Origin of the sequence: Methylobacterium variabile (genome assembly GCF_001043975.1) — a bacterium.
Taxonomy (GTDB): domain Bacteria; phylum Pseudomonadota; class Alphaproteobacteria; order Rhizobiales; family Beijerinckiaceae; genus Methylobacterium; species Methylobacterium variabile.
In genome coordinates, this window is record NZ_LABY01000088.1 from 1 (window position 1) to 22368 (window position 22368).

Below are 22368 nucleotides of genomic sequence, written 5' to 3' on the forward strand. Positions count from 1 at the left end.
GCCCATGGCGGCGTAGCCCGCCCCGTAGGAGCCGCCCCCGTAACCGCCGTAGCCGGCGCCCATTCCCGAGAGGCCGTAGGCCCCGCCCATCTCGGCCGCGACCACGCCCTGCAGCACCGAGGCGAGCTCCTTGGCCGACCGGTTCTGGATCCGGTAGACGAAGAGCTGGCGCTCGCGGTCGGCGGCCAGGGTCTCGAGCTGCTCCAGGAGGGCGCGGGCGCGGTCGAGATAGGCGGCGCGCGAGCTCACCACCAGGATCGCGTTCAGCGCCTCGTTGGGGATGAAGCGGATGACGTCGCCGGTGCCGGCGGTCTCGCCGCCGAAGATCTGGGTGAGGTCCCGGGCGAGGGCGGCCGGGTTCGTGCTGCGCACGGGCACCATCGCGGTCGACATGCCGCGCATCCAGTCGACGTCGAACACCGCGATGGTCTGGCGCAGCGTCCGGATCTGGGCGGCGTCGCCGGAGAGGATCAGCAGGTTGCGTGCCCGGTCGGCCCGCAGCACCACCTCCCGCGGCGCCACGGCGGACAGGATCGCCTGCATCTCGGCGGCGGAGATCCAGCGCAGCGGCACCGCGACCGCGCCCGACTCGGCGCCGAGGCCCTGGACCGGCCGGAGGTCGGGCGTGCCGCCCGCCGGCACGATCTGCACCGTGCGCCTGCTGCGGCGCAGGGAGAGGCCCCGGCTCGCGAGGGCGGTCTCGACCATCTGCACCAGCGCCTCGCGGCTGACCGGGCCGCCGGTCTGCAGGGTGATCGTGCCGGAGGCCCGCTCGTCCAGGCTGTAGCCCCAGCCGAGCGTGTCGGCGAACACGGCCTTGGCGGCCACCGGCAGCGGCACCTCGACGAGGTTGAGGCTCACCGGCCCGCCCGGGATCGGCTCCCGGACCGGCGCCTCGCCGCCGATCAGGCGGTCGTTGCCGCGCAGCACGAGCCCGCCCGGGTCCCGCGGTCCGGTGTACCGGATGGGCTCCGCCCCGCGTGCGAGCAGCGGCCAACCGCAGACGAGCGCCAGGGCGAGGGCAGGCGCACCTCTCATCATCTCCCCGCCGTCCCCTGTACCCGCCTGCGCTGACGGAACGTTAGGGGATTTATGGTTAACGAGGTGTTGAGAGCGGCGGGGCGCCCCCGTTCGGCAGTTGCGGCCCGCCGAATCTACAACCTGTACCAGGGATCAGGCTTCGGATGATCCGGCCGCCCGAATTCGGAGATTGATGCAGAGAGTGAATTCCCTGAGGCAGGCGATGGTCCGGCAGCGGCGTCGGCCGGAATATGCCGGGCAAAACTGCCTCTGACTGTAAGGCCGCGGCGTTGTGCTGGTCCGGCGCACATGGATACCCGCCGGTGGCCCCGCACCCGCCCGGCTCGTGCCCGGCTCAAAGGGCCGGTGGCGGAACGCGGCGGCGTCGCACGGACGACCATGGACTGTTTGATTGGATCCCACAGAGGCGACACCCTGCATGTCATTCCGGGTTCTGCTGCGCGGCCCCGGAACGACGAAGAGGGTGTTCATCTGGAGGGACGTTAACCCCTGCATCACGCACGGCACACGGACCGCCGCGTCCGGGTCGGTACGACGAAGCGGCCGTCCCGGGCGCCCGCGCTCAGTTGCTCGCGACGTCGGCTTGATCGCCGTTGCCGCCGGTCTTCCCGTCCGCGCCGAGGCTGTAGACCTCGAACGGCGAACTGCCGGTGCCCGGCGAGCGGTAGAGGTAGGCGTGGCCCCACGGATCGGTCAGGCCGCGGGCGTCGCGCACGTAGGGCCCGCGCCAGGCGGGGCCGGTGGGCTGCACCAGCGCCTGAAGTCCCTGCTGGGTCGTCGGGTAGGCCCCGAGGTCGAGATAGTAGAGTTCGACCGCCTGGGCGATGTTCTTGACCTGGATGCGCGCCGTTTCGCCCTTGGCGCGGCCGAGATATCCCAGCACCTGCGGCGTCACCATCGTGGCGATCATGCCGATGATCGCCAGGACGACGAGCAGTTCGACCAGGGAGAAGCCGGCCTGCTTCCCCTGCGGTTCCCGGGACGCCTGCGCGGTGGTGGTGGACATCGTCGGCCTCGGAGCGAGCGTGAGATCGGATCCACCATGGCATCCCTTCGTAAAGAAGCCATCAAAGCTGCGCAGAACGACGGATCGGCACGGCGCGAGTCGGGATTTGTTATCCAATTCCCGCCAGGATCTGGCGTCGGCGCAGCGAAGCCTCGGCAACGGTAGGGAAGACGCATGGACCGCTCAGCCGGAAACGTGGCCCGGTCCGGGGGACGTTGGGGCAACGGCCTGTCCGCCTCAGGCCTCGCGCTCGCGCTTCTGCTCGCGTCCTGCGGCATCGCCGCCGCGGGCGAGGCCCTGGTGGTGCCGCTCCCCGCGCCGTTCCCCCCGGTCCGGGTGCTGACGCTCCTCGTCGGCCTCCACCTCCTCGGCCTGTGCTTCGGCCTCGGCGGCGCCACGATGCTCGATTTCTGGATCCTGCGCTGGATGCGCTGGGGCAGCCTGCCCGCCGAGATCGCCCGCATCTTCCTGTTCGTCAGCAAGGTGGTCTCGGTCGGGCTCGCCCTCCTGTGGCTCTCGGGGCTCGGCTTCCTGGCCGTCTACGCGGTCGAGTCGCCGGAGAAGTTCGACAACCCGAAGCTCTGGGCCAAGGTGGCGGTGGTGCTGGCGCTGACGGTCAACGGCCTCGTCATCCACGCGGTGGTGCTGCCGGGGGTGCTGCGCGACATCGGCCGGCCGATGCTCGAGGGAGTCTCGGGCATGCGCACCGGCATCTTCCTGGTCTCCGGCGCCGTCTCCGGCGTGTCCTGGTACACGGCCTTCGCCCTCGGGCTGATGCGCGAGCTCAACGGCCGCGTGCCCGCCGGGCTCATCCTGTCCCTGTGGCTGGCCGGCGTCGTCGCGGCCTCGCTCGGCGCCTACCTCTACTGGCTGCACCTGCGCGAGTGGATGTTGCGTCAGGCCGTCAAGGTGATCCAGTCCCCGGAGCCGGCGCGGGCCGCGGAGCCGAATGCGGGCGCGATTCCGCCGACGGCGGCGCGGGAGATCCGGGTCCCGGTCGCGCCGGCGCGGATCCCTCCCGACCGGATCCTCGCCCTCACCCCCGCCCGGGCCGGGGCCCGCTCGGCGCTCCGCGCGTGATGTCGGCTGCCCTCATCGCCGGCGCCCTGCTGCCGCTGCCGCTGACGCTCCCGGCGAGCCTGATCGACCTGCGCCACCGCATCATCCCGGACGCGCTGAACCTCGCGCTCCTCGTCCTCGGCCTCGCTGTCGCCGCCTGGCACGCGGGCACCTGGTCGGTGGTAGGGCTCGGCCTCACCGACGCCGGCCTCGCCTTCGGGCTGTTCTGGACCCTGCGCGCCCTGCACGCGCGCCTGAGCGGCCGGATCGGGCTCGGGCTCGGCGACGTCAAGTTCATCGCCGCCGCGTCCGCCTGGACCGGGCTCGCGGGACTGCCCGTGCTCATCCTGGCGGCGAGCCTCTCGGCCCTCGCGGCGGTCGGCCTCGTCGCGCTCGCGGGCCGGCGGGTCGCGCGCACCACCGCCCTGCCGTTCGGCCCGTTCCTGGCGCTCGGGCTGCATGCGGCCCTCCTCGTCGGGGCGGCCGGCTGATGGGCGCGGGACCGGGGCAGGACGGGTTCACCCTCGTCGAGATGCTGGTGACGATGGCGATCCTGGCACTGGCCGCCGGCGTAGCGTTCCAGTCCCTCGGCACCGGCGCCCTCGACCGGCGCGCCGCCCTCGTCTCGGAGACGGTCGCCGCCGAGATCGGCCGGTTGCGGGCCGAGGCAATCCGCTCCGGCCGGGCCGGACGCCTCGCCTTCGAGCCGCAGGCCGCCCGCTTCACCAGCTCCCGCCCGGGGGCGCCGCCGATCCCGGTGGGCGGCGTCGCGGTCGCGGTCGAGGCCGGCCCGGTCGGGCGACCGATGCCCGGCGAAGTCAGGCTCCTGCCCGACGGCAGCTCCACCGGCGGGCGGATCGTCCTCGCCTCCGGCGGGTCGCGCCGGATCCTGTCCGTCAGCGCCCTGACCGGCCGGGTGCGGCGGGAGGAGGGGCCGTGAGGGCGCGCCGCCGCAGGGCCTCCCGGCGTGACGGCGCGGGCGAGGCCGGCTTCACCACCATCGAGGTCCTGGTGGCGTTCGGCATCGCGGCCGCCGCCACGGTCATGGCGTTCCAGATCGCCGGGACGGCGGCGGGCGCGGTCCGGCGCCTCGACGCCCGCCGCGTCGCCGCCGACGAGGCCGAGGGCGTCGTCCTGCGCCGCCTCGCCGATGGTCCGCTGCGGCCCGGCCTCGCCCAGGGCGCCTTCTCGGACGGCAGCCCGTGGACGCTCAGCATCGTCGACCTGCGGCCGGTCCTCGGCCTCGGCCGCGTGCCCCCGCTCTGGCAGATCCGGGTGAGCCGCCCCGATCCCGCCGCGGCGCCGGTCTACACGACGCTCATCCCGGGGAAGGCCGAATGAGCCGGAACACTCCCGCCGGGCTGCCCGCGAGCGACCGCGCTTCCGGGCAGGCCGGCTTCACCCTGGTCGAGACCCTGGTGTGCCTCGCCCTCGCGGGACTGATCGGGGTCCTGCTGCTCAACGCGGTCCGGATCGCCGGCGGCGCCTCGGCGGCCGCGGGCCACGCGGCCGGCGCCGAGGAGCTGCAATCGGTGCGCGACCACCTGCGACGCACCCTGGGCAGCCTGGCGCAGCGGCGCCCCGACGGCCGCCGGCCGACCCTGCGCGGCGCCCCCGACGGCCTCGTCGTCGCCATCGCCCCCGACCTGACCCTGGAGCGGCCGACGGAACTCGCCGTGTCGCTGGTCCGGGTCCCCGGCCGGGACGGCGCCTACGATCTCCTGGAGAGCCGCACCGAGACGGACGCCCCGCCCGGGCAGGCCGTGGCGCCGCGCGGCGAGGTGATCCTCGGACGGATCGCCGGCCTCGGGATCCGCTACTTCGGCGCCCCCGCCGACGGCGCGCGACCACTCTGGCTGCCGGCCTGGTCGCGACCGGACCGGCAGCCGGTCCTCCTCGAGATTCAGGTCGCCTTCCCCCCCGCGGACCGCCGCCGATGGCCTCCCCTCCTGATCGCCCTCGACGGCAGCCTCTGACCCGGGCCGACGACGGCGAGGCCGGCTTCGTGCTGCTGTCGGTGCTGGCGATCTTCATCGTCGTCGGCGCCGTCCTGGCGGGGGCGATCCTGCAGGTCCGCTCCGCCATCGGCCTCGCCCAGGCCCGCGCCGACGCGGTCCGGCTCCAGGGCGCGGCGGACGGGATCGCCCGCCTGATCGCCTACGACCTCGATCTGCGCCGGACCTACCGCCGCGCCGGCCTCTCCCTGCCCGAGGACGGCACCGTCACCGCCTGCCCGCTCGCCCCGGGCGGGACCGCGCTCCTGTCCCTGCAGGATCAGGGCACCCTGATCGACCTCAACGCCACGCCGCGCGCGGCGATGGAGGAGGCGTTCCGGCTCCTCGGCGTCCCCGACCGGGAGGTGCTCGCCCTCGGGGCCGAGATCGTGGACTACCGCGATCCGGACGACGCGCCGGAGCCGAACGGCGGTGCGGAGCTGCCGCAGTACCGCGCCCGCGGCCTCGCCTGGGGCCCGCGGAACGGGCCCTTCGCCAGCGTCGACGAGATCGACCGCCTGCCCGCGATGACCCCGGCGGTCGCGGGCCTGCTCCGGCCGGTCCTGACCGTCTACAACGAGGGCGGCCGCTTCGACCTCACCGCCCTGGTGCGGCGGGCCAACCCCGCGGCGATCCGCTCGCTGCCGGGCTCCGCCGGCCCGGTCCCCTCGCCGCGGCAGGTTTTTCGGCTCTCGGTCGTCGTCGAGGAGGGCCGCACCCGGGCGGGGCGCTCGGCGATCCTCAATCTCGGCGGCACGGGCTTCCTCGTCTGGCAGCAGACGGTCGCCCCGGATCTGGTCGGCGGCGCGCCGCACCCCGCCTGCGCGACGGTGGCGGCCGCCCTCGTGGCAGGGGCGGTACGGCCCTGATCGAGGCAGGTCTCGCAGGAGCGGCGACATCGTTATGCCGACGGCCCAGGGTGCCGAGGCGTCCGCTCGTCGATCCATCTCGAGATCTCGATGTCGAGCCAGAGCCTGTTTGATTGGATCCCACAGATTTGTCACCCTGCCTGTCATTCCGGGGCCGCGCAGCGGAGCCCGGAATCCAGACCCGCGGGATGCTCAGAACAGAGCGCAACGCAATTCGCTTTACTTGACACCACCTGATTTCCTGGGCGTGCCTTCGGCACTCCGGGCGCCGCTTTCGCGGCCCCGGAATGACGCAGTGACTTGAGATCGAGAGAAGCCGATCAATCAGGCTCTCAGGGTCTTGGCGGAAATCCGAGACCGGAACCGAAGGTCGCCGTCTTTCGGCCATTGGCATTGGAAGCAGAAGGCGCGCCGGACACTTCGCCGGCGCGCCCCCGTGCTGGCGGGGAGCATCCCCGTCCCTCGCGGATCGGGGCGCTCCCGGTCTGCTTCTATTGCTGGAGCGGCGGTGCGGAGCAGAAGGAGGCATCCTGGTTGAAGCTGACGCCGCCATCCGGTTTCGCGATGGAGAAGACGAAGTTCTGGTGCCGCACGTAGTAGCCCGGCCAATCGGCGGACTCGTAGGACGAGCAGGTTCCGGCATTGCAGCCGCAGGCACCAGCGAGCGCCGCGCGCTGGGTGAAGGTCGCTCCCTTCTTGAAGATGTCGCCGCCGTCGTTGGCCTGCTGGAGGATCTGGAAGTTCTGGTGGCGCAGGTACTGGTTGGCGCTGCTGCTCGACTGGAACGACACGCCCTGGCCGGAGAGGCCCGGCACCATCCGGAACGTCGCCTGCTGCCGGTCGCCGGCGCTGGCCGGAACGATCAGGCGCGCGGCGCCGCCGACGTTGGTGAGGTAGCTCGTCGTGTAGTTGCTCGCCTGCAGGCTCACAGGCGTGCTGGCGGCGGAGGCGTCGAGCGGCGGGGCGGCGCAGAACGAGGCGTCCTGCTTGAACAGATCGCTGCCGTCCGGCTTCGCGATGGAGAAGACGAAGTTCTGGTGCCGCACGTAGTAGCCCGGCCAATCGGCGGACTCGTAGGACGAGCAGGTTCCGGCATTGCAGCCGCAGGCACCAGCGAGCGCCGCGCGCTGGGTGAAGGTCGCTCCCTTCTTGAAGATGTCGCCGCCGTCGTTGGCCTGCTGGAGGATCTGGAAGTTCTGGTGGCGCAGGTACTGGTTGGCGCTGCTGCTCGACTGGAACGACACGCCCTGGCCGGAGAGGCCCGGCACCATCCGGAACGTCGCCTGCTGCCGGTCGCCGGCGCTGGCCGGAACGATCAGGCGCGCGGCACCGCCGACATTGGTGAGGTAGCTCGTCGTGTAGTTGCTCGCCTGCAGGCTCACCACCGTCCCGGGACCGGTGGGCGTGCCCGTCCCGCCGGTCCCGGTTCCGGTGCCGCCGGTGCCGGTGCCGGTTCCGCCGGTGCCTCCGCCCCCGTTCTGCCCGCCGGAGCCGGTGGGCACGGTCGGGGCCGCCACCTGGCTCGGCGCCGCGAACCCGGCGCCGAGCGCCACGATGACCCCCGGCGAGGGCACGCCCTTCTGGTCGATCGCCACGAGCTGGTAGTAGCCGGGGGGCGCGATGTTGCCGGAGGCCGGGGCCTGCACGGTGACGGCGGTGCCGGCCTGCGTGAAGGCCACCACGTGGCGGCGCTGCGTCGAGTTGAAGCTGTGGGTGGTCGCGCTGAGCCCGAGCAGCACCACCTGCGACAGGCCGTTCTGCGAGGTCAGCTCGAACTGCAGCGACTGGCCGTGCTGCAGCTGCGCGGTGTTCAGGCTGACGATCTGCGGCCGGGGTGCGAGGCCGACCTGCCCGTTAACGGTCGTGAACAGGTAGGGCGGGTAATAGACCTCGGCGTTCTCGTTCAGCACCGGGCCCGGCGCGCCGCCGCCGGCGACGAGCAGGGCGCCGTTCTGCATCAGGATCGCGCTCGAATGGTAGCCGCGATAGACCGCGCCCGAGGCGCCGACGGACCAGCGGCCGGTCTTCGGGTCCCAGGTCTCGGAGTGCAGCACGACGTCGTCGCCGCCCCGGTCGTTGAACTTGCTGCCGCCGTTGACGACGACCTGGCCGGTCGGCAGGACCGTGGCGTTGGCCCAGGCGCGGCCGACGCTCATCGGCGCGGTGTCGGTCACCACGGGCGCGCCGCCGTTGATGTCGATCACGCTGGCGCGGCTGCTCGCCAGGAAGCCGGTGCCGTTGTCGTAGCTGTTGCCGCCGACTTGGAGGATCTTGCCGGTCTCGTACATCGCCGCGGTCGAGACCGGGCCGACATTCGGCGCGTCGAGGGCCGAGGTAGCGTTGCGCTGCGCCTCCTTGAAGTTCGTCACCCTCACCGTGCCGTTGCCGGTGGGATCGAGGAACCACATCTTCTCCGAGGTGATGCCGAACACCTGGCCGTTCGGGGCGATCCAGGCGCGGGGATACCACCACCTGTTGTTCTCGGGCCCGAACGCGTCGCGGCTCTTGGCGCCGAACAGGCTCCGCCACCGCGTGCCGTCGTACAGTTCCGGGGTCATCCCGGTCATGTAGCCCTTGTCGATGCTGCCCTGGGGATCGTTCCAGCCGCCGAGATAGGGGTAGGAGCCGCCCATGATGAGCTGCTGGCCGTTGGGCAGCGTCAGCATGGTCGAGTAGTAGCGGTCGTTGGCGAGCTTGGCGGCGGCGGCGGTCACGCCGGTCGCGGTGTTGTTGAGGACGACGCTGCCCTTGTCGTTGCCGTTGTCGAAGATGCCGCCGGCGATCAGCATCGATCCGTCGGCCCGGAACGCCTGGGCGGCGCAGAAGCTGTTGACGCCGACCACGCCGGCGAGCGTGACGTGGCCGCCGGCGAAGCCCTGGGCGGGATCCCAGACGGCGAAGGTGCGGCCGTCCTGGATGCCCGGGTTGCCGCCTGGCGTGCCGAAGGACAGGACCTTGCCGCTCGGCAGGAGCGCCAGGGTGATCGCGTTCATCGGCCAGGCCTTGAGGCCCGACCACATGCCCATCGTCGGCGCGGTCTCGGGGATGGCGAGGCCGGCCAGCATCGGGTCGGGCACCTGCTTGACCACGACGCCGAACTGCGCCGCCTCGGCGGCGTGCAAGAGGCCCGTCGCCAGCATCGTGGCGGAGAGGAGCGAGACGTCGCGCAGGCGGCTTCGGCGCCGGCTCGCGGCGGCGTTGATGACAATCATGGTCGGGACCTTCGGTGGGGGTTGGCTAGAGCGGGTGCGGAGTGGCCTCGGTGGCCCGCCGGGGCGGCGCCTCGAGGCCCTGCGCGAAGGAGTGGAGGAGGGCGATGTCGCCCTCGAGCCGCGGGCGGTCGACGAGGTCGCCGCCATAGGTCATCGCGATCGCGCCGCGCCGGTCGAACAGGAGGACCTGCGGCGGCGGCTCCGGCAGGGAGGCCGCCGGATAGCGCAGCATCGCCGCCAGCGACGCAGTCCAGGCCGCGTCGCCGGCGAGGAAGCGCAGGGTCGTCCCCGCCCCGACGGTTCCGTCGGCGAAGGCGCGCAGCCGCCCGGTCTCGCCGCGGGCGTCGGGGAGGGAGATGGCCAGGAACACCGCACGGGTGCGCACGGCGTCGGGCAGGGCCTTGGCGACCCTGTCGAGGTCGAGGGTCCTGGCGACGCAGGTGATCGCGCAGTCCGGCGCGACGAACCACGCCACCGCGACCTTGTCGCGAAGCGCCGCCGGGCTCAGGGCGGCGCCGCGCTGATCGATCCGCCGCGCGCCGCCCGCCTCCGGCCAGAGAAGCTCCTCGAGGTCAGTCCGGGGCTCCGCCGCGCCGCTCCTCTGCGTCTCGACCGAGGCCGTACTGAGGATACCCCAGAGGGGCAGGCTGACCGCGAGGGCCGTGATGTACTTCAGTGCCGGCCACATGGCTCGATATCTTCATCAATCACTCGATTGCCCTAGTGCCGAACATGACGTCGCGCCGTTTACATTTCGTAATCGGCTCCGGATAACAAACGATTACCGGGTTCACCCTGGGGATCCGTGTCCGTCCATGCTTGCAACCTGGGATAAATTGTAGCCTGTCTTGCTTTTTAATATTAATGGAAACAGGTCTTTTTCAGGAAAATTGGCGCAGAGCAGGATGGTGCCCTGAGTTCAGGCTGATCTGTCATACCGTTATGCCGTCGAACGCGCTCGGCGGCGCGGGCTTGAGCCCGAACGGGTGCTGCTGCGGAAGTCCCAGCCCGTGACCGCGCGCCGGCCCCTCTCGCGTCGGTGCGAGAGCGCGCTGGCATCGTTGTGCCGCGAAGGCCGCTGGTGCGGAGAGCCGGCGGCGTGCCGCACCTACTCCTTGTGCGCGAACAGGTAGGTCCCGCTCGCCAGCTCCATGTTCTTCGCGTCGCCGAGTTCGGTGACGTAGGGTTCGTTGAGGAGCGACAGCGGGTCGGCGGCGAAGTCGGAGAGGCGGCGCGACAGGAAGCGCTTGCGCACGTCCGGCGGCAGGCCGGCGGCCCAGGACTGGATGATCCAGGTCAGGCTCCAGATCGGCAGCAGCGAGGCCGGGACGTACTGGTGATCGACCGCGAGGTGACCTGCGAACAGGTTGCGCAGGCCCTCACCGGTCATGTTGTAGTAGTGGTGCGGATAGCCGTGCAGCGGCTGCAGGAACGGCACCGCGCAGACCAGCCGCCCGCCGGGCTTGAGCACCCGGGCGATTTCCCGGGCGCAGGCGAAGGGATCGCGGACGTGCTCGAGCACCGCGATCGAGATCACGCCGTCGAAGCTGGCATCGCGGAACGGCAGCACCTCGCCGACGCCGAGCACGTCGGTGGTGTCGTAATCGGCGATCTCGAGGTTGACGACGTTGGCGTAGTAGCGGTCGCGCCGGCCGGCGCCGGCATCGAGGATCAGCCCGTCCGGATGGGCGGCGATCAACTCCTGGACGTGGCCGTCATAGGCGTTCTGCGAGACGTTCGGGCTGTCCTCGGCCCCCGAGAGCGCCCGCAGCTCGTCGCTGAGATAATCGTACTTCTCGCCGAGGCGGCGGTGGGGCAGGTCGTCCCGCATCAGGGGCGCGAGGCGGGCGAGCTTCTCCGCCCGCATCGCCGCGAGGCCGTCGGGGACGCGGGTCTGGCGCCGGCCCTGGCGCTGGCCGTGGCGCTCGAAATGCGCCCGGCCGCTCGCCAGCCGCCCCTCGCGAACCGCGAGCTGGATGTCCGGGTTGGCCGCCAGGTAGGCGGCCTCCGAGAAGGTCGCCGCCGTCGCCAGCTCGACCATGTCGAGGAAGGAGGCCACGGCCGCCCTAGAGGGTGCGCAGGAAGCCGGCGAAGCGCATCAGCCCCTCGGGCCAGGGCCCGTGCCCGCTCTCGGCGTTCAGGTGACCGGATTCGCCGGCATCGACGAGTTCCGCGCCCCAGGCGGCGGCGAACTCGCCCGCCCGGTCGTAGGCGGTGTAGGGATCGGTGCGGCTCGTCACCAGCACGGAGCGGAAGGGCAGGGGGTCGCGGGGGATCGGCGCGAAGGTGCGAAGGACGGCCGGCGTGTCCGGCCGCTCGACGTCCGGCAGGGCGACCAGGAAGGCGCCAGCGACGGCGCCCGCCGCCAGGTAGGGCGCCGCCTGCACGCAGGAGATCACCCCGAGGCTGTGGGCGACGAGCACCACCGGCCGCTCGGCCGTCTGCACGGCCGCGATCACCGCGTCCCGCCACGCCTCGGGCTCGGGCCGGTCCCAGTCGTCCTGCGCGACGCGCCGGGCGGTGGAGAGGCGCTCCTGCCAGCGGCTCTGCCAGTGGTCGGGCCCGGAATTGGTGTAGCCCGGGACGACGAGGATGTCGCAATCGGCCGATTTCATGCCGCACCGTTACAGCCAGGACGGGGCAGCGTCGAGATGATCCTGTCCGCCGGCAGCGTGAGGATCGCCTATTCCGCCGCGAGCGCCGCCGGGGCGACGCCGAGCAGGCCGGGACCGACCTGGAGGGCGAGCCCCGTCGAGGCGAGGTTCTTGAGCTTGGCCTCCACCTCGATGTCGCACCAGGCGAGGTGGCGGGCCACGAGGTCGTTGAGGGCCCGGTTCCACATCAGGTCGGAATGGGCGGCGAGGTCGCGGCCGTTGAGGCCCGCCTCGGTCAGGGCCGCGAAGTCGGGCAGCCGGTCCGGGTCGTGGCCCGGCAGCACGTCCTCGCGCGAGACGCTGACATGGCCCACCGGCCGCACGCCGCGCCACGATTCGATCACACGGGCGATGCGGGGATCGTCGGGCTCGATGTACTCGCCGCGGCTGTGGATCCAGTGGTGGTGCAGGTCGAGCACCACCGGCACCACGTCGGCGAGCCGCAGGACCTCCGCGAGCCCGAAGGCCGATTCGTCGTTCTCCACCGTGACGAGGTCGCGGGCGACCTGCGAGACCCGCGCGAGGTTCTCCCGGAAGGCGTCGACGCCGGGGTCGCGGGCGCCGACATGGATGTTGACGTGGGCGCCGTGCGGGTGCCAGCCGGAGCCGTAGCCCATCATCGCCATGACCTCGGCGTGGTAGTCGAGCTCGGCGATGCCGTTGGCCAGCGCCGCCGGGTTGCGGCTCGCCAGGATGCAGAACGGGCCCGGATGCATGCTCAGGCGCACGCCGCCCTCCCGCGCCGCCTCGCCGACCGCCGCGAGCCCGGCCTCGATGGCGCGGCGGAAGTCCGGGTCGGCGTAGAGGTCGCGCACCTCCGGGTGGGTGTAGCCCGGCAGGATCGAGCTCGCGAGGCGGAGCAGCCGCTCCAGCGGCGGCCTTCCGGCGACCCAGGCGACCTGCCGCCGCATCGCCGCGAGGTTGTGCGTCACCACGGCGACTAGCTTCTCGCGGGCGGCCGCCGGATCGAGGCGGCGCAGATGCGCGATCGTCACCGTGGTGACGTTCATCGTCATCGCCGCTTCCTTGGCGGCCTTCAGGGTCTTGTGCTGCCCCGGCGCCTCGTCCGGGATGAACTTGCAGCAGAAGCCGAGGCGAGGGCCGGCGGCGTCGGGGGAGGTCGTGTCGGCGGGGATCATGGCCTGACAACGCGGCGCGCCCCGGAGCGGGTCCACCGGATCCCGGCACGAAAAAGCCGGCCCCGGAGGGCCGGCCTGCGATGTGGGAGGCGGTGCCTCAGTGCGTCTGCCGGCCCGGCTGACCCGGCTCGTCATTGCCGGGCTGGTTCTTGCGCAGCTCGTCCGTGGCGGCGTTGGCCGCCGCGACGGCGGCGTCCTGGGCCTGGTCGAGGGCGCTCTCGACGAATTGCCGGCCGCGCTCGGTCGCCTCGCGGGCGTAGCGCAGGCCCTGGTCGCGGACCTCGTCGGCGTAGGCGCCGACCGCCTGATCCTCCTGGCGGGTGCGCGGCAGCAGGGCGCCGAGCAGCATGCCGGCCGCGAGGCCGACGACGCCCACCAGCACGGGGTTCTCGGTGACGAAGCGCTCGACGGCACTCTGGCCCTGGGCGAGGCGGTCGCTGCCGCGGTCGCGCAGGTCGGCGTAGCGCCGGGAGCCGGTCTCGATCCGGTCGTTGGCCCAGTCGCGGGCCCGGTCGAGGGTGTCCGCACCGCGGCCGCCGACGGCGCCGTAGGCCTGGCTCGCCTGCGCGTGGGCGCGGTCGATCGCGTCGCTGGCGCCCTGCTTCAGGCGGTCGGCCGCAGCGTCGGCCTTGGCGCGCAGCTGCTCGGCGGTCTGGCTGATCCGGTCGCCGATCGCCGCGGCGGTGTCGCTCGCCCGGTCGGCGGCGCCAGCGGCGGCATCCTTGATCGTGTCGCCCGCGTCCTGGGCCGCCTGGCCGGCGGCACCCGCGGCGTGGCTGGCCGAGCCCTGCGCCGCGTCGAGGTTCTGGCGGACGGTGTCGTGGTCCTGGTGCAGGTTGCGCTCGGGGCCCGTCGCGGGGGTGTGGGCCGAGGGCGCGCCCGGATTGGCGGGGTTGATGGTGTGCTCTGCCATGGCTCGGGTACTCCCTGGCAGGCCTCGACGGCGGCCCGTGCCGTCCCAGCCTGCGATAGATCGAAGGTTCGGGGAAACAGGCGGCCGGCGCGGATCGGCGCCGGCGCCCGCTACATCCGCAGGCCGGCGGCGTCGCCGACGCGGTCGGAGGCCGGGTGGCCGGTCGGCCGGTCGGGATCGTAGACGCGGGCCGCGCCGGTGTTGAGCACCGGCACCGACTCGGCCCCGTTCACCGTGGCGTTGAGGTGCTGGCGCCGCTGCGCGTCCTGGGCGACCCGGTGGATCAGCCAGCCGACGCCCGCCGCGATCAGCATCACCGGCACGGGATTGCGCCGCACCGCCGCCAGCGCCCCGTCGTAGAGGCCGCTCATCGGCGAGTGGCGCACCGTGCCGAGCATCTCGTCGACGATGCTCGCCGGCGACAGCCGGTCCTGGATCCGGTCGATCGTCCGGTCGAGACGTGCCCGGGTCTCCTCGATCTCGTGCTCGAGCTCGTTGATCGACTGGGTCATCCCGACACCCTCTCGGACAGGACCCTGGCATCCTGGCGCACCTGGCGCGTCGTGCGGGTCGGCGTCAGCGTGGACAGGGACATCGCGCTGCGGCCCCACAGGGCGAGCCCGATGCCGATCACCAGGAACACCGCCCCGACGATCAGGGCGGCGAGCGCCTCGGAGTGGACCACCGTGGCGAGCCACTTCACCAGGGCGTCGGTGAGCACCAGGAGGGCGACGACGGCGAACACCGCCGCGCCGACCATCATGCCGAGCCCGAGGAACAGCGACCTCAGGTTGTTCGACATCTCGGTGCGGAAGAGGGCGATCTCCTTGCGGGCGAGGTCGGTCGTCTCCCGCAGAGCGTCCGCGAGGAGGCCCTGGATGCTCCCCGGGGAGCCGTTGCCGCCGATCGGGCGGCCGTCAATGGGATCGGCCATCGCGGCGCCCTCCCTCAGGCCGAGTAGCGGGGGCCGGACGCGCCGGTGCGGTACGGATCGGGGCGGGCGGTCTCGGGCTCGCTGCGCGCGCCCGGCGCCTCCCGGGCGGTGAAGGAGTCGGGCGAGCGGGCGGCGTAGGGCTCGCGCGTCCGGCTGCCGAAGGCGTCGCGCCCGTCGAGGACGTGGGACGGGTGGGCCGAGGACTTGATGAAGCGGGCGGCCAGGAAGCCGGTGAGGAAGGTCGCCACCGCGACGGCGGCGGGGCGGCGGCGGGCTACCGCCTCGACCTCGCTGTAGAAGTCCTCGAAGCTGCGCTCGCGGATCGAGCCCGAGAGCTGCTCCAGCCCCTCGGCGGCGCTGTCGAAGAAGGCCTTCACGTTCGGCTGCTGGTCGAGCTTGCCGCCGGAGTCGCGCAGGGCCTGGGCGAGGTCGGAGACCGACTGCGCGGCGTCGCCCTTGCGGCGGTCGACGTAGCCGTGGACCTGCTCGCGGGCGGCCTCGACCAGGCTGAAGCCGCGCTCCATCGCGACGTCGCCGAGCTGGCGCACGTCGTGGCGCAGGTCGTCCCAATCGGCCGGGCGCTCGCCCGGCGTCCCCCGGTCATCGGCCCGGTGCTGTCCGTTCTCGTAACCCGCGCTCATCAGGGAGCCTCCATTCTGGACCGGCGCGGCGGGCAGGCCGGACGGCCACCGCGCCGAACACATGCGACGATATTGCGGGTAACAGCAGCCAAGGCGCCCGGTTCCGGCCTTACCCAAGGAGGAATCGTGGCGGGAATCCTGTGGAGCGCCGGGCACAGCCCGTGCGGGTGCGGCGGCACCCGGATCCACCGAAAGGGTTGACCAATTCCCGCGGATCGCGCTTGCTTCCGGTGCGTTTTCTCCGTCGGGGGCGGATGGACGCGGCGACGTTCCCGCCCCACAAGGTCCGTGCAGCCGGAGTCCATACCCGCCGTGTCACGCCTCATCATCGTGTCGAATCGCGTCGCCGTCCCGGATGCGGGCTCCAAGGCGGTCGCGGCCGGCGGGCTCGCCGTCGCCCTCAAGGAAGCCTTCACGGCCTACAAGGGCCTGTGGTTCGGCTGGAGCGGCAAGATCACCGAGAATCCGTCCTCCGAGCCGGTCATCGCCGACCGGGGCCGCGTCCAGTACGCGGTGATGGACCTCTCGCCCCAGGACCACCGCGAGTACTACAGCGGCTTCGCCAACCGGGCGCTCTGGCCGATCATGCACTACCGCCTCGGCCTGGCGGCGTTCTCGCGGGCCGACTATGCCGGCTACCAGCGGGTCAACCGCATCTTCGCCCAGGCGCTCGCGGGCCTGATCGAGCCCGGCGACCTGATCTGGGTCCACGACTACCACCTGATCCCGCTCGCCTCGGAGCTGCGGGGCCTGGGCGTCTCGAACCCGATCGGCTACTTCCACCACATCCCCTGGCCCTCGGGCGAGGTGTTCAACACCCTGCCGGCCTCGACCGAGCTGCTGCGGGCGGTCTCGGACTACGACCTGATCGGCCTCCAGACCGACAGCGACGTCTACAACCTCTCGCGCAACCTCGTCGACGAGCTCCGGGCGATCCCGCTCGGTGGCGGCTCGCTGATGGTCGACGGGCGCCGCACCCGCATCCGCAGCTTCCCGATCGGCATCGACGTCGACGGCTTCCGGCAGGCGGCCGAGCGCGCCGGCATGAACCGCACCGTGCGCGACACGGTGGCGGGCCTGCGCACCCGCAAGCTGCTCATCGGCGTCGACCGGCTCGACTACTCGAAGGGCGTGCCGGAGCGGATGGAGGCAGTGGAGCGCTTCTTCGCCTCCAACCCCGACCAGCGCGGCAACGTCGTCTTTCTGCAGATCGCGCCGAAGTCGCGCACCGAGGTGCCGGAATACGAGCAGCTCAGCCGCGACGTGAACGAGGTGCTCGGCAACATCAACGGGTCGCTCGGCGAGCCGTCCTGGACGCCGATCCAGTACGTGACCAAGGCCTATCCGCGGGCCGTGCTGGCGGGCCTCTACCGGGCCGCGCGGGTCGGCGTCGTCACCCCGATGCGCGACGGCATGAACCTCGTCGCCAAGGAGTACGTCGCCGCCCAGAGCGACGACGATCCGGGCGTGCTGGTGCTCTCGAAATTCGCCGGCGCCGCCCGCCAGCTGCCCGAGGCGCTCCTCGTCAATCCCTACGACCGCTTCGAGGTGGCCGAGGCGATCCGCGCCGCCCTCTACATGCCCAAGGCCGAGCGCCTGGAGCGCTGGAAGCCGATGTTCGAGCGCATGGCCCGCGAGGACGTCGACTGGTGGGCCAGGAGCTACCTCGCCGAGCTGGAAGGCTTCCGCACCATCGAACGCGAGCCGCCGGCGGCGGCGGAGCAGGCACGGTAAGAGCAGGCAGCGCCGGATCCCCTCTCTCGCACCACGGAAGGGATCCGGCGCTTCCCTTTTTTTCTAGGACAGCCTCGCCCTCAGCGAGGAGCGGGGACCACGCGGCCGCCTAGCCGGTCCGTCCCGCCCGCAGCGCCCCGATCAGGAACGCGATCATCGCATCGAGGGCCGGCACGAAATCCTCCGGGCATTGCACCACCAGCACCGGGTGGCAGAAGCGCACGATCGCCGTGTGGACGCAGCGCGCCGCCACCGCCGGTTCCTCGACAGCGAACTCGCCGCGGGCGACGCCGTCGGCGATGACGCGCTCGAGCACCGCGGTGATCCGGTCGACGTGGTGGCGGCAGACGTTCCAGCTCTCGGACATCGCCGCCTCCACCATCTCGTGCATCCGCGGATGCCCGGTGAAACGGCCCACGGCGTCGTGGTGCAGGAAGACGATGATCTCGCGCAGGCGCGCCTCGGCGGCGACGCCCGGCCGGTCCGCCACGGCGGCGATCTTCGCCTCGACATCGCCGATCAGGCGCGCCACCACGGCCTCGTTGATCGCCTTCTTCGACTCGAAGAAGCGATACACGTTGGCCGGGCTCATCCGCAGGGATTTGGCGATGTCGGCCACCGTGGTCTTCTGGTAGCCGATCTCACGGAAGAAACGCTCCGCCGTCGCCAGGATGCGGCAGCGGGTATTGGGCAGTGACTCCTCGACGGGAGGAGGTGCGGACAGGGCAGGGATCATCCCCGAAGCCTATAGTGCCGATCGTCTCGCGGTCAAAAGGCATCGGCACGCCTGCGACCGGGTGTGGCATCTGCGTCACCGGCTGCCGGCCGGTCAGGAGCCGAACTGCGAGCCGAGCCTCTCGAGGTACTCGGCCAGGTCGATGCCGCCGACCTTCTTGCCGTAGTCGAACCGCATGCCGGGCCGGATCGCGACGCTCTCGCGGGGCGTGGTCAGGGTGACGGGCTTCGTGCAGACCCAGGCCCCGTCGCGCCGATGCTCGAAGTAATTCAGGATCTCGTGCCGGCCCATCGTCCATCTCCCGATCAATCTCGGCGGACAACGTCACAGTCGGGCGGAAGTTCACGGCTGCCACACCGGCGCCAAGGATCTTGAGCGAGCTTGGCCGTACCACCCGCTTGCGTTGCGTCAGCGGCCGGGCGAGGATCGCAGCCTGTTCTGCCGAGGAGGCATCCCATGCCGGTCGTCCGCCGCGAGGCGCTCATCCTGATCGGAGGCATGCTGGCCCTGCCGGCCCAGGCCGGGCCGCAGCAGGGCGGCGAGCCCCTGGCAAGCGGCCGGACGGCCTCGGCCTTCAGCTTCGACCGGCCGGAGGGCGGCAGCCTGGCGCTGGCCGAGCATGCCGGCAAGCCGATCCTGGTGGTCAACACCGCGACGGCCTGCGGCTACGCCCCGCAATTCTCCGGGCTGCAGCAGCTCTGGACCCGGTTCGGCTCCCGCGGGCTGACGGTGATCGCGGTGCCGTCGGCGGATTTCGGACGCCAGGAACCGCTCGACGGGATGGCCATCGCCGAGGCGGCGCGCCGGAACCACGGCGTCACCTTCCCGGTGGTGGCGAAGACGGCCGTGACGGGCCCGCAGGCGCACCCGTTCTACCGCTGGGCCGCGGCCGAGAAGCCGGCCGAGACGCCGCGCTGGAACTTCCACAAGTACCTGGTCGGCCGCGACGGCCACGTGGCCGCCGCCTTCGGCACGCCGGTCGAGCCGACCGATCCGCGGGTGATCGCGGCGATCGTCAGGGAGCTGGATGCGGCGGGGTAGGGGCTTCCATCTGCTCCGATTTGCCATGGCAGCATCACCACCCACAGGGGCGTCCCGGGCTCTCGCCTTCGGCGAGCCCGGAATGACGCGGAGGGGGGCGATGTCCGCGTGTGGATCTCGAGGAGAGGCAGCCATCGGGGAAGCCTCAGGTCTCGTCGAGATCCCCGACGCTCTCCCTCCGCGGCTGCGTCGCAGCGCGCCGCGTCAGGCCACCGCCTTCTGCGCGCCGGTGCGCTCGTGGAAGTCCGGGCCGTTGCCGGTCTTCGCGACGTAGCCGGCCCGGATCACGAAGTCGCCGAAGCGCTCGCCGGCCTTGCGATCCCTGGCGTAGGCCGCGAAGAGCGGGTCGAGCTTCCCCCGGATGTCGGAGGCCGCGACGTCGTCGGCGTAGAGCTTGCTCAGCCGCGAGCCGTCGAAGGCGGCACCGAGATAGAGGTTGTACCGCTCGGGGCCGCGGCCGACGAGGCCGATCTCGGCGATGAACGGCCGGGCGCAGCCGTTGGGACAGCCGGTCATCCGGATGGTGATCTCGTCCTCGGCGAGGCCGTGGGAGGCCAGGCTCTCCTCGAGCTCGTCGATCAGGCTCGGCAGGTAGCGCTCGCTCTCCGCCAGGGCCAGGCCGCAGGTCGGCAGCGCCACGCAGGCGAGGCTGTTGCGCCGCAGGGCGCCCGCGCCGGCGGTGAGGCCGTATTCCTGCACCAGCGCGTCGATCTCCGCCTTCCGGTCGGCCGGGACGTTGGCGATGATGACGTTCTGGTTGCCGGTGAGGCGGAAATCGCCCTGGTGCACCTCGGCGATGCGGCGCAGGCCCGACAGGATCTGCGGCCCGCCCTCGATGTCCTTGATCCGGCCCGACGCGACGTAGAGCGTCAGGTGGTGGCGCCCGTCCTCGCCCTCGACCCAGCCGTAGCGGTCGCCGTTGTTCTCGAACTTGAACGGCTTCGGGTCCGGGAAGGCGCGGCCGACCCGCTTCTCGACCTCGGCCCGGAAGGCCTTCAGGCCGTAGCGCTCGATCGTGTACTTCAGGCGGGCGTTCTTGCGGACGTTGCGGTTGCCCCAGTCGCGCTGGACGGTCATCACCGCCTCGGCGACCTTCAGCGCGTATTCGGGCTCGCAGAACAGCATTACGTCGGCGGTGCGCGGGAAGGTGTCGGTCTCGCCGTGGGTCATGCCCATGCCGCCGCCCACCGTGACGTTCCAGCCCGTCACCCGGTTCTTCTTGTCGAGGATCGCGATGAAGCCGAGGTCGTGGGCGTAGACGTCGACCTCGTTGGAGGGCGGCACCGCCACGATGGTCTTGAACTTCCGCGGCAGGTAGGTCTTGCCGTAGACCGGCTCGACCTCGCCCGCGTCCTCGCCGCCGACCACGCGCTCGCCGTCGAGCCAGATCTCGCGCCAGGCGCCGGTCTTCGGCAGGAGGGTGTCGGAGATGTCCTTGGCGAGCTTGTAGGCCGCCTCGTGGGCGCCCTTCTGGGCCGGGTTCGTCGCCGCCATCACGTTGCGGTTGACGTCGCCGCAGGCCGCGATCGTATCGAGCAACGCCGAGTCGATCGCCGCCATGGTGCGCTTCAGGTTCGACTTGATGACGCCGTGGTACTGGAACGTCTGGCGCGTCGTCGCCCGCAGGGTGCCGTTGGCGTAGGTGCGGGCGATCTCGTCGAGGATCAGCCACTGCTTCGGCGTCACGACGCCGCCGGCGATACGCAGGCGGATCATGAACGAGTAGGCCTTGTCGAGCTTCTTCTTGGTGCGCTCGGGGCGCAGGTCGCGGTCGTCCTGCAGGTACATCCCGTGGAACTTCACGAGCTGCCCGTCATCGTCCGAGATCGCGCCGGTGGCGTTCTTCAGCAGGCCCTCGGCGAGCGTGCCGCGCAGGTAGCCGCTGGCGATCTTGATGTGCTCGTTGGCCGAGAGCTTGGCGGCCCGGGCGGCCTCCGCCTCGGTGATCGGGCGCTCGGTCGGCGGCGTCTCGTAGACGCGCTCGGCGGCGGGGGTGTCGGCGGTCTTGTGGTCGGCCATGGGGATGGTGTCCGTTCGGGCGCCTCGCGCGAGGCGTAGACTACCCGGCTCCTCCTGGCGAGCGCGTCGCCGAAAGATACGCGGGACCCCCTCTCGTACGGGAGAGGGGCAGGGGTGAGGGTGCGACGCCTCAGGATTGAGTGGCGGTGAGGAGCAGACCCCCTTGGCCGGGCTCGCTCCCTTCTCCTCTCCCCGCGGGCGGGGAGAGGAGAGGTGCGCACCGGGCGATGCGGAATCCCTAATACACGTCCTGCTGGTAGCGGTGGCTGCGCTCCAGGCCGGCGACGGCGGCTTCCGCCGCGGCCGCATCCAGGCCCTTCACGTCGGCGAAGGCCCGCACCAGCGCCGCGCGCACGTCCTTGGCCATCGCCTTGGCGTCGCCGCAGACGTAGAAGTGGGCGCCGCCGTCGAGCCAGGACACCAGCTCCCGGCGCTGCTCCCAGATCCGGTCCTGGACGTAGACCTTCTCGGGCTGATCGCGGGAGAAGGCGACGTCGATGCGGGCGAGCGAACCGTCCTCCAGGGCTTCCTGCCACTCGAGCTGGTAGAGGAAGTCGTGGGTGAAGTGGCGGTCGCCGAAGAACAGCCAGTTGCGGCCGGGCGCCTCGGTGGCGCGGCGCTCCTGCACGAAGGCGCGGAACGGCGCCACGCCGGTGCCGGGGCCGACCATGATGACGTCGGTCGCCGGATCCTTCGGCAGGCGGAAGTGCTTGTTCGGCTTCACCCGCACCCGGAGCTTGGCGCCGGTGCGGATCCGGTCGGCGACGTGGACCGAGGCGACGCCGGCGCGATCGCGGCCGTGGGTGGCGTAGCGCACCGCTGCGATGGTCAGGTGGGCTTCATCGCCGACCTCGGCCCGCGAGGAGGCGATCGAGTAGGCCCGCGGCGGCAGCGGCCGCGTGATGTCGGACAGGTGCTGCGCCGTCAGCTTCGCCGGATAGGTCTCGATCAGGTCGATCAGGTGCCGGCCCTCGATCCAGGCCCGGACCTCGTTCGAGTCGATCAGGCGCCGGGCCTCCTCGTGGCCGGTGGCCTTGACGAAGCGCTCGACCGTGGCGGCCGACAGGGTGGTGATGTCGCGCTCGGCGAGCAAAGCCTGGCGCAGGACCGAGTCGCCCTCGAGGCCGGCGGCCTTGAGGATCTGGTCGACGAGGGCCGGATCGTTCTCGGGGTAGAGCTCCAGCGAGTCGCCGGGCTCGTAGGCCGGCGCGCCGTCCTCGAAGGCGAGCGCGAGGTGGATCGTCTCCTTGTCGGAGCGCGACGAGTTCAGGTTGACGTGCTCGATCACCTCGACGGTGACCGGCTCGCGGCTGAGCTCGGCCTCCTCGTCGGCGCCGGCGGTGCGGGCGAAATCCACCGCCACGACGTTGCCGGCG

General features: G+C 71.9%; 22 protein-coding genes and 1 pseudogene. 8 read left to right on the plus strand and 15 right to left on the minus strand.

Annotated features, from left to right (window positions below):
- Together VQ02_RS13905 and gspG are read right to left on the minus strand one after the other, a co-directional pair.
- A partial coding sequence (locus VQ02_RS13905) for a secretin N-terminal domain-containing protein (protein WP_048444820.1) occupies positions 1-1041 on the minus strand: 1041 nt, incomplete at its 3' end.
- A gap of 562 nt (positions 1042-1603) precedes the next feature.
- The gene (gene gspG, locus VQ02_RS13910; RefSeq protein ID WP_048444802.1) at positions 1604-2047 is read right to left on the minus strand and encodes a type II secretion system major pseudopilin GspG; all 444 of its coding nucleotides are present in this window, start codon (positions 2045-2047) and stop codon (positions 1604-1606) included.
- 174 nt (positions 2048-2221) lie between these two features.
- Between gspG and VQ02_RS39140 the strand changes: the two genes are divergently transcribed.
- The 6 genes from VQ02_RS39140 to VQ02_RS13940 are packed head-to-tail and all read left to right on the plus strand — an operon-like array spanning position 2222 to position 5969.
- Positions 2222-3127, plus strand: a complete 906-nt coding sequence (locus VQ02_RS39140; RefSeq protein WP_245239732.1) for a hypothetical protein — start codon at positions 2222-2224, stop codon at positions 3125-3127.
- Positions 3127-3597 (plus strand): prepilin peptidase, encoded by a 471-nt coding sequence (locus VQ02_RS13920; RefSeq protein WP_048444803.1) that lies wholly within the window; start codon positions 3127-3129, stop codon positions 3595-3597. The genes VQ02_RS39140 and VQ02_RS13920 overlap by 1 nt, the downstream gene beginning before the upstream one ends.
- Positions 3597-4046 carry a prepilin-type N-terminal cleavage/methylation domain-containing protein gene (locus VQ02_RS13925; RefSeq protein ID WP_048444804.1) on the plus strand — a complete coding sequence of 150 codons (450 nt, stop codon included), beginning with the start codon at positions 3597-3599 and terminating at the stop codon, positions 4044-4046. Before VQ02_RS13920 ends, VQ02_RS13925 begins: the two co-directional genes overlap by 1 nt.
- Positions 4043-4447, plus strand: coding sequence for a PulJ/GspJ family protein (locus VQ02_RS13930; RefSeq protein ID WP_048444805.1), 405 nt, complete (start codon positions 4043-4045; stop codon positions 4445-4447). Before VQ02_RS13925 ends, VQ02_RS13930 begins: the two co-directional genes overlap by 4 nt.
- The gene (locus tag VQ02_RS13935; protein ID WP_048444806.1) at positions 4444-5082 is read left to right on the plus strand and encodes a prepilin-type N-terminal cleavage/methylation domain-containing protein; all 639 of its coding nucleotides are present in this window, start codon (positions 4444-4446) and stop codon (positions 5080-5082) included. The genes VQ02_RS13930 and VQ02_RS13935 overlap by 4 nt, the downstream gene beginning before the upstream one ends.
- A complete protein-coding gene (locus VQ02_RS13940) occupies positions 5043-5969 on the plus strand; it encodes a type II secretion system minor pseudopilin (RefSeq protein ID WP_048444807.1) in 927 nt (308 codons plus the stop codon). Before VQ02_RS13935 ends, VQ02_RS13940 begins: the two co-directional genes overlap by 40 nt.
- Before the next feature lie 491 nt (positions 5970-6460).
- Here the strand turns inward: VQ02_RS13940 and VQ02_RS34740 are convergent, their stop codons facing one another.
- The 9 genes and pseudogenes from VQ02_RS34740 to VQ02_RS13985 form a co-directional block, all read right to left on the minus strand.
- Positions 6461-9181, minus strand: coding sequence for an AbfB domain-containing protein (locus VQ02_RS34740; RefSeq protein ID WP_053080368.1), 2721 nt, complete (start codon positions 9179-9181; stop codon positions 6461-6463).
- 25 nt (positions 9182-9206) lie between these two features.
- Positions 9207-9869 (minus strand): thioredoxin domain-containing protein, encoded by a 663-nt coding sequence (locus VQ02_RS13950; protein ID WP_048444808.1) that lies wholly within the window; start codon positions 9867-9869, stop codon positions 9207-9209.
- Between the two features lie 420 nt (positions 9870-10289).
- Complete coding sequence (locus tag VQ02_RS13955; RefSeq protein ID WP_053080369.1) at positions 10290-11240, minus strand: class I SAM-dependent methyltransferase; 951 nt, start codon at positions 11238-11240, stop codon at positions 10290-10292.
- 7 nt (positions 11241-11247) lie between these two features.
- Positions 11248-11796, minus strand: a complete 549-nt coding sequence (locus VQ02_RS13960; RefSeq protein ID WP_048444809.1) for an RBBP9/YdeN family alpha/beta hydrolase — start codon at positions 11794-11796, stop codon at positions 11248-11250.
- Between the two features lie 68 nt (positions 11797-11864).
- Positions 11865-12974: a UV damage endonuclease UvsE gene (locus VQ02_RS13965; RefSeq protein ID WP_048444810.1), complete on the minus strand. Its 1110-nt coding sequence runs from the start codon at positions 12972-12974 to the stop codon at positions 11865-11867.
- 97 nt (positions 12975-13071) lie between these two features.
- Positions 13072-13887: a hypothetical protein gene (locus tag VQ02_RS13970; protein ID WP_048444811.1), complete on the minus strand. Its 816-nt coding sequence runs from the start codon at positions 13885-13887 to the stop codon at positions 13072-13074.
- A 110-nt stretch (positions 13888-13997) separates the two neighbouring features.
- Positions 13998-14399, minus strand: a complete 402-nt coding sequence (locus VQ02_RS13975; RefSeq protein ID WP_048444812.1) for a DUF3618 domain-containing protein — start codon at positions 14397-14399, stop codon at positions 13998-14000.
- The gene (locus VQ02_RS13980) at positions 14396-14821 is read right to left on the minus strand and encodes a phage holin family protein (protein WP_048444813.1); all 426 of its coding nucleotides are present in this window, start codon (positions 14819-14821) and stop codon (positions 14396-14398) included. Before VQ02_RS13980 ends, VQ02_RS13975 begins: the two co-directional genes overlap by 4 nt.
- A gap of 152 nt (positions 14822-14973) precedes the next feature.
- A pseudogene (locus tag VQ02_RS13985) lies at positions 14974-15462 on the minus strand (hypothetical protein); the annotation flags it as partial.
- A gap of 312 nt (positions 15463-15774) precedes the next feature.
- Between VQ02_RS13985 and VQ02_RS13990 the strand changes: the two are divergent.
- Positions 15775-17196: an alpha,alpha-trehalose-phosphate synthase (UDP-forming) gene (locus tag VQ02_RS13990; RefSeq protein ID WP_048444814.1), complete on the plus strand. Its 1422-nt coding sequence runs from the start codon at positions 15775-15777 to the stop codon at positions 17194-17196.
- Between the two features lie 109 nt (positions 17197-17305).
- Here the strand turns inward: VQ02_RS13990 and VQ02_RS13995 are convergent, their stop codons facing one another.
- Together VQ02_RS13995 and VQ02_RS14000 are read right to left on the minus strand one after the other, a co-directional pair.
- The gene (locus VQ02_RS13995; protein ID WP_048444815.1) at positions 17306-17932 is read right to left on the minus strand and encodes a TetR/AcrR family transcriptional regulator; all 627 of its coding nucleotides are present in this window, start codon (positions 17930-17932) and stop codon (positions 17306-17308) included.
- A 93-nt stretch (positions 17933-18025) separates the two neighbouring features.
- Positions 18026-18223: a hypothetical protein gene (locus VQ02_RS14000; protein ID WP_048444816.1), complete on the minus strand. Its 198-nt coding sequence runs from the start codon at positions 18221-18223 to the stop codon at positions 18026-18028.
- Positions 18224-18388: 165 nt separating this feature from the next.
- Here VQ02_RS14000 and VQ02_RS14005 point away from each other — a divergent pair, with 165 nt between their 5' ends.
- Positions 18389-18973: a glutathione peroxidase gene (locus VQ02_RS14005; protein ID WP_048444817.1), complete on the plus strand. Its 585-nt coding sequence runs from the start codon at positions 18389-18391 to the stop codon at positions 18971-18973.
- 204 nt (positions 18974-19177) lie between these two features.
- Here VQ02_RS14005 and VQ02_RS14010 read toward each other — a convergent pair whose 3' ends face one another.
- Both VQ02_RS14010 and VQ02_RS14015 read right to left on the minus strand, forming a co-directional pair.
- A complete protein-coding gene (locus tag VQ02_RS14010; RefSeq protein WP_048444818.1) occupies positions 19178-20992 on the minus strand; it encodes an NADPH-dependent assimilatory sulfite reductase hemoprotein subunit in 1815 nt (604 codons plus the stop codon).
- 238 nt (positions 20993-21230) lie between these two features.
- Positions 21231-22368: diflavin oxidoreductase (locus VQ02_RS14015; protein WP_048444819.1), on the minus strand; the 1138-nt coding region annotated here is incomplete at its 5' end.